Raw genomic sequence first — 5,284 nt, 5'->3', positions numbered from 1 at the left:
AGCCATATCATTAAAGTCCTGGGACAGATCCCCAATCTCATCCTCGCTGACACGTTTTGCCCGAATCTGATAATCTCCCCTGGAAAACTTTCTGGTTACCTTAGACAGGGTTACCACAGACCTGGTCAAATAATTAGATAGTACCAGAGTAACAAATCCGGTTCCCACTAACAGCACCACAATCCCAATCTGATACCGCTGAAACAGCTGTTCCCGTTCTGAATATATGTAAGAAATATCCATGATATTCTCCAGATAAAATACACTTTCCTTGCTTTCGCTTTTACACATAACGATCAGATAATATCCGTCATTTTCATTTACGATTTCATAACCATAATTATTGGTCTGAAGTCTTGATATAAAATCCGTATCCGACTTAATATTTGCGTCACTGAACAGTACATTTTTCTGTTTATCATAAACTCTGATATAGCTGTTGCTGCCTCCAACACTTTTCTTCAGTGAATTGGCGATATCCTTAATCACTTTATCATCTATAACCAGATATTCTTCCCCTAATGAGTTTACGGACATTTCAAATGCAAACTGGAACATTTTATTTTCGGAATTTCCACGGTCGATCTCCCTGTCCAGGGAAGACTGAAAGGTGGCTGTCACTATCCAAATGCCGAAAATGCTGAATACGACTGCAATCAATGCCGTAAAAATAAAGAAAATCTTCCAGCGAAATTTCATTTAAACCTCCAGTCTGTATCCCACTTTATATACGGCAACAATATAAGTTTCCCAATTCAGCTTCTTTCGCAGCCTTTGTACATGCAGATCTACAGTTCTGCTGTCTCCCAGATAACTGCTTCCCCATACATTTTCATAGATTGTCTCCCGGTAAAGGGCTATATTCTTATTGCGCACAAAAAGCAGCAGCAACTCGAATTCCTTCAAGGTAAGCAGCACCTGCTCTCCCTTTTGCCTGACCACCCTGGAAGAGACATCGATTTCAATGTCCAGAATGCGGATAACCTTTTCCGCTTTATTATATCTTCTAAGGGCACTCTCCACCCTGGCAAGCAGTTCTATAATCTCAAATGGCTTGGTGATATAGTCATCTGCTCCCTGGCGAAGCCCCTTTACTTTATTATCCAAGGATCCCATAGCCGTTATAAATATAACGGGAAGATTCAGGGTCTTGGCATATTCCAGTAATTCATATCCATTAATTTTTGGCAGCATGATGTCCAGCAGTACCAGATCATAATTTCCCTCCGCCATTTTATCAGCCGCATCTAAACCATCAAATGAACACTCACACTGATATCCTGCTTTCACAAGGTTCATGCGAATCAAATTAGAAATCGGTTCTTCATCTTCAACAACCAGTATTTTTATCATTTTTACACCCATTGCATATTACAGGCATGCCTGCAATACTGCCACAATAAACCGGTTGAAAGAATCACACCGTGGCTCCCTTTCTGTATCAAATTTTTCTTTCAACCTATACTCCCTCGTTTATATTTGCAACATTATTCTTTTCTATTTTGCGCCAAAGTTGCATCATTTTTGTATCATGTATGATGCATTTCAAACTTTTTCTTATCTTCAGACTATCAGTTTCAGTATATATGAAAAAAGTCGAAAAAACAAACTCATATTTCTGGCAGAAAAGATGGTGTTATAACGGCATTTCAGATATTGGGGATTTCATGAGGGATGACTATCAGACCGCATTTTAACATGGACTTATTTTTCATCCTATGCTACACTATGATTATCATTTAATATAAAAGGGGGTATTCATTTGGGAAGCTTAGGAGGAAGAGCCGGAAACGGTATATACTATTTATTTATAGGTCAGATATTGGGACTATTGGGCTTTATCCCGATTTTGGGGATGGTAGCCGTACTGGCTAGTTTTGTTATCTGTCTGTACGCTATTTATGTCCTGTCCGGAGTCAGCGAAGATTATAAGACAGCCTTTTTTATTACGATCGTAAATCTGGCAGTTAACATCATTGGATTGTTTTTTAATCATGGATTTATTTCCGGCATGCTTGGCATGGCGAACACCATCTTATCATTCCTGTCGGTATTCTATATCTGTAAGGCTACAGCCGGGATTTTGTGGGGTGTAGACCAGACACTGGTCAGCCGTGCGGGACTGATCTGGAAATTATATGGTTTATGTATGGTGATTTCACTGATCTGCGAGTTATTGATGTACATTCCTATTATAAATATATTAGCATCTATTGTTACATTTATTATTGCAATCGTTCAATTGGTTGCCGGTATCTTATATCTGATATTCCTCTGGCAAAGCCAGAAAGTTTTAAGACGTTAAAAAACAGGTTGGATTTCAAACATAGAAATCCAACCTGTTTTTCATTTATTTTTTGCAGCTCTTTTTTCATCTGCCATTTTCCAGCCTTCCTCATAAAAGACAGTATATTCACTCCAGGCATCATCCCAGCTTTTATATTCTTCTTCACCACGCTTATCCTTAAAATCATAATTTTCCGCCAGATATTTTCCCAGATAAGTGGTCAGTTTTCTTGCGCCTCTGGAATTCAGATGGTTTGTATCACAAAAGTCTGCTGAGAAATCAATACCAAGTTCCTGATACATTTCCTCTGTGTTAAAGTTAATTCCCGGAAATCCATTCTCCTCTGCAATTTGAAATGCCCGGTTAATCTGCTTCTGGTCTCCACTCCCTATACGTGTGGGAACAGCGGTAAACAGAAGCTGGATTCTATTTTCTTTTGCATAGTCCATAATTTCTGTCAGAATCTTTAGCTGTGTTTCACTCAATTCCCCTACCTCATTTGTGATAGCAGTTCCTTCTTTGTTCCGTATCTTAAAAGCAGTCTGTTCATAGACACCTTTCATTTTGGTTTTGGGTTTTACAAAGTCTGTTTTACTCAATTCTTCCCATCTGGAATGATATTTCAAAAACGGAATATAGTGGGAAATTTTATCATCTAAATCGTAGTCTTCTTTTCGGTAATTTTCTGCAAATTCAAAAGCATTATTGATCGTATCCAGTCTGTTTTCAGAAAACTGCATACTATCTGTCAGGCGCCGTACCTTATAATCACGCTCTATTAATTTGCTCTCACGAATGCCCCTGAGATCAATTATGGCAAGTTTGACATCCTGCTTTTTCTTGACCTCCTTTAATACATTGACTGTTAGATTCATTGGCTGTAAATCAGTAGACATAGAATATACAGTAATTCCATGTTCATGCCAGGCAAGAGGCGCCGCCCATGCACGTTCCACAACACTATTTCCTATGTAAACCGCATCCCAGGTATCTTCTTTTTCTTCCTTATAAAATGCACGGTATCGAGCTGTAGTACCATCTGCAGCCGGACGCACAAAAAGGGTATTTAATCCCCATAATATACCTACCAGAAGCACAAAAAATACTGCTGTTCGAAATACTTGTTTCTTCGTCATGTTAATGTTCTCCACTTTCTAATAAAACATGATAATACTTTTAAGAGAATATCATAATTTACATTACTTTGCAATATTTTCTGTCGAAAATGGCAGTTGTGCGCCTTTCAGCCCGCAACTGCCATCTAATATCTGTAACCCTTTTATAAATTTGCTAATCTGGTCTCTATGCCGCAATAGCCCCCGGAACTAATGCTTCCGCCACTGCATGATCACTGTAACAGATGATTTCCACTGTCTTCTCAATTCCCAAACTGACCAGCCCCATAATCGACTTGCCATCAACCAGTACATGATCGTATTTTACATCAATATTATAATCACATTTCTCAGCGCGGTCTACGAATGCCACTATATCCTCCACGGAGGAGAATTTACAGGTGAACCGTTTCATACAAATTCCTCCTTTCTTATCCTGAACTAAAGACTTTTTTTGTCTGCCTATTTGTTAGCTTAAGTATAATCCTCTTTCGATCAAAAAAGAATAGAAAAATCTTATGAAAACATGTAAAATTTTACGGTCTTTGCATTTTCTGCGCCGGTCGTTAATTGGGGAGTCATGCCTTGCCAAGCAACAGATACATTACAATCACAACAAATGCAGTTATCAGCGCGGAACCGATTATATAAAGCACTGCCTGGTATGGTCTCTTTCCACTTTCCCGGGTTTGTTCAATTTCATCCAGCCTTTTCCCTTCTATAAAAGCTACAATTTCTTTGTAAGTCTTAATTTCATGGATTTTTTTTTGTTTTTCAATGCGGATTGCATAGTACATGGTAATACCAAACAAAATTATCCAGATCGCAATTCCCGCAAAATCCAAATACAGAAACAGCGGCACGATTGATACCACAGTGGCTGCAAGCAATACCGTAAAAATTGTGCTGTCACGTTTCAGAACTGCTATATCCTCCGTCTTAATTTCTTCCTTCATTCGCTCCAGATCTCCTTTCACTAAAATATCAAGAGAAGTACCAAAGAGATTGCTCAAAAGCACAAGGCTGTTTATATCCGGATAGTTCTTATCGTTTTCCCAGTTTGAAATGGTCTGCCGGGTTACGAATACTTTCTCTGCCAGATCCTCCTGGGATAATTTAAATTCCTGTCTGTATTTTTTTATTTGTCTGCTAATCTCCATTTTGATTTCCTCCTGCTTTCATTCTATCCCGGAGCGTTGATTCCTGCTATCAAAACTGTTTTCCATCGCCTTATTTTTGATGTAAAAAACCTTTTACATCCCCAAAATCATCAAAAAAGTATCAATTATCCTGCATTATCATACTTTAATATAATCAATTATTCTTTGGTGGTATCATGATAACGGAAAAATATATCTTAACATTCTACGGACTTGAGATGAAATATTATAGCGAGGAATATATTGCCCAGTTATGGGAAGACAGTGCTAATGACGAATACTTAAGCTCGGGCATATATGTCACAGGCTTTATAGATGTAAACCGGCTTGTATGCGGGAAGGTCCGTGGATGTAGTTTAGGTGAAGTGGCTTATGTTATAACGGTTACAAGAAATCCCATTGAGACCTGGGATAAAGAAGCATTTAAAGATTCCTTCATAAATGTAGCAAAAGACATTAAGGTTAAGCTGGAAAATCCTCTTATGACCTTGTCCGTCCAAGAAGTGGATACCCATTTCTTTACGGATATTGAATAATACAAATATTGCCCAGGAGTCTTTACCTAATTCTTTAGAATCAAGACCAGCGTGTCCTTCCCTTTCTGATTTTAAACAAAAAAAGACCGGAAACCTATTAAAATATAAGTTTCCGGCGCCCCTGCCAAGGAATCGAAGCGACGGGATTCGAACCCACGACCTCTGCGTCCCGAACGCAGCGCTCTA

Annotated in this window: 7 protein-coding genes; 2 read left to right on the top strand and 5 right to left on the bottom strand. The window is 38.6% G+C overall.

Going from position 1 to position 5,284, the window contains the following annotated elements:
• Positions 1-699, bottom strand: a 699-nt coding sequence (locus tag ACH2DQ_RS07505) for a HAMP domain-containing protein (RefSeq protein ID WP_395026196.1), incomplete at its 3' end; no start/stop codon positions are given.
• Entirely contained in the window at positions 700-1,353 is a 654-nt protein-coding gene (locus ACH2DQ_RS07500; RefSeq protein WP_394916022.1) for a response regulator transcription factor, read from the bottom strand.
• 409 nt (positions 1,354-1,762) lie between these two features.
• On the opposite strand from ACH2DQ_RS07500, the gene ACH2DQ_RS07495 reads away from it, so the two are divergent.
• Entirely contained in the window at positions 1,763-2,305 is a 543-nt protein-coding gene (locus tag ACH2DQ_RS07495) for a hypothetical protein (RefSeq protein ID WP_394916021.1), read from the top strand.
• Between the two features lie 41 nt (positions 2,306-2,346).
• Here ACH2DQ_RS07495 and ACH2DQ_RS07490 read toward each other — a convergent pair whose 3' ends face one another.
• The 3 genes from ACH2DQ_RS07490 to ACH2DQ_RS07480 form a co-directional block, all read right to left on the bottom strand.
• Positions 2,347-3,423: a hypothetical protein gene (locus tag ACH2DQ_RS07490; protein WP_394916020.1), complete on the bottom strand. Its 1,077-nt coding sequence runs from the start codon at positions 3,421-3,423 to the stop codon at positions 2,347-2,349.
• A gap of 166 nt (positions 3,424-3,589) precedes the next feature.
• Positions 3,590-3,817: an HPr family phosphocarrier protein gene (locus tag ACH2DQ_RS07485; protein ID WP_394916019.1), complete on the bottom strand. Its 228-nt coding sequence runs from the start codon at positions 3,815-3,817 to the stop codon at positions 3,590-3,592.
• 163 nt (positions 3,818-3,980) lie between these two features.
• A complete protein-coding gene (locus tag ACH2DQ_RS07480; RefSeq protein ID WP_394916018.1) occupies positions 3,981-4,562 on the bottom strand; it encodes a helix-turn-helix domain-containing protein in 582 nt (193 codons plus the stop codon).
• A gap of 176 nt (positions 4,563-4,738) precedes the next feature.
• Between ACH2DQ_RS07480 and ACH2DQ_RS07475 the strand changes: the two genes are divergently transcribed.
• Positions 4,739-5,098 carry a hypothetical protein gene (locus ACH2DQ_RS07475; RefSeq protein ID WP_394916017.1) on the top strand — a complete coding sequence of 120 codons (360 nt, stop codon included), beginning with the start codon at positions 4,739-4,741 and terminating at the stop codon, positions 5,096-5,098.
• The last annotated feature ends 186 nt before the right edge of the window (positions 5,099-5,284 follow it).

It is taken from the genome of Robinsoniella sp. (genome assembly GCF_034124845.1).
Note: the sequence above shows the minus strand (reverse complement) of the source record. Positions and strands in the feature narration are given on the sequence as shown.

What these genes read in the sequence shown, in the direction of transcription:
- ACH2DQ_RS07500 (WP_394916022.1), bottom strand. Translation starts at nt 1,353, where the DNA reads ATGATAAAAATACTGGTTGTTGAAGATGAAGAACCGATTTCTAATTTG.
- ACH2DQ_RS07490 (WP_394916020.1), bottom strand. Translation starts at nt 3,423, where the DNA reads ATGACGAAGAAACAAGTATTTCGAACAGCAGTATTTTTTGTGCTTCTG.
- ACH2DQ_RS07485 (WP_394916019.1), bottom strand. Translation starts at nt 3,817, where the DNA reads ATGAAACGGTTCACCTGTAAATTCTCCTCCGTGGAGGATATAGTGGCA.
- ACH2DQ_RS07480 (WP_394916018.1), bottom strand. Translation starts at nt 4,562, where the DNA reads ATGGAGATTAGCAGACAAATAAAAAAATACAGACAGGAATTTAAATTA.
- ACH2DQ_RS07475 (WP_394916017.1), top strand. Translation starts at nt 4,739, where the DNA reads ATGATAACGGAAAAATATATCTTAACATTCTACGGACTTGAGATGAAA.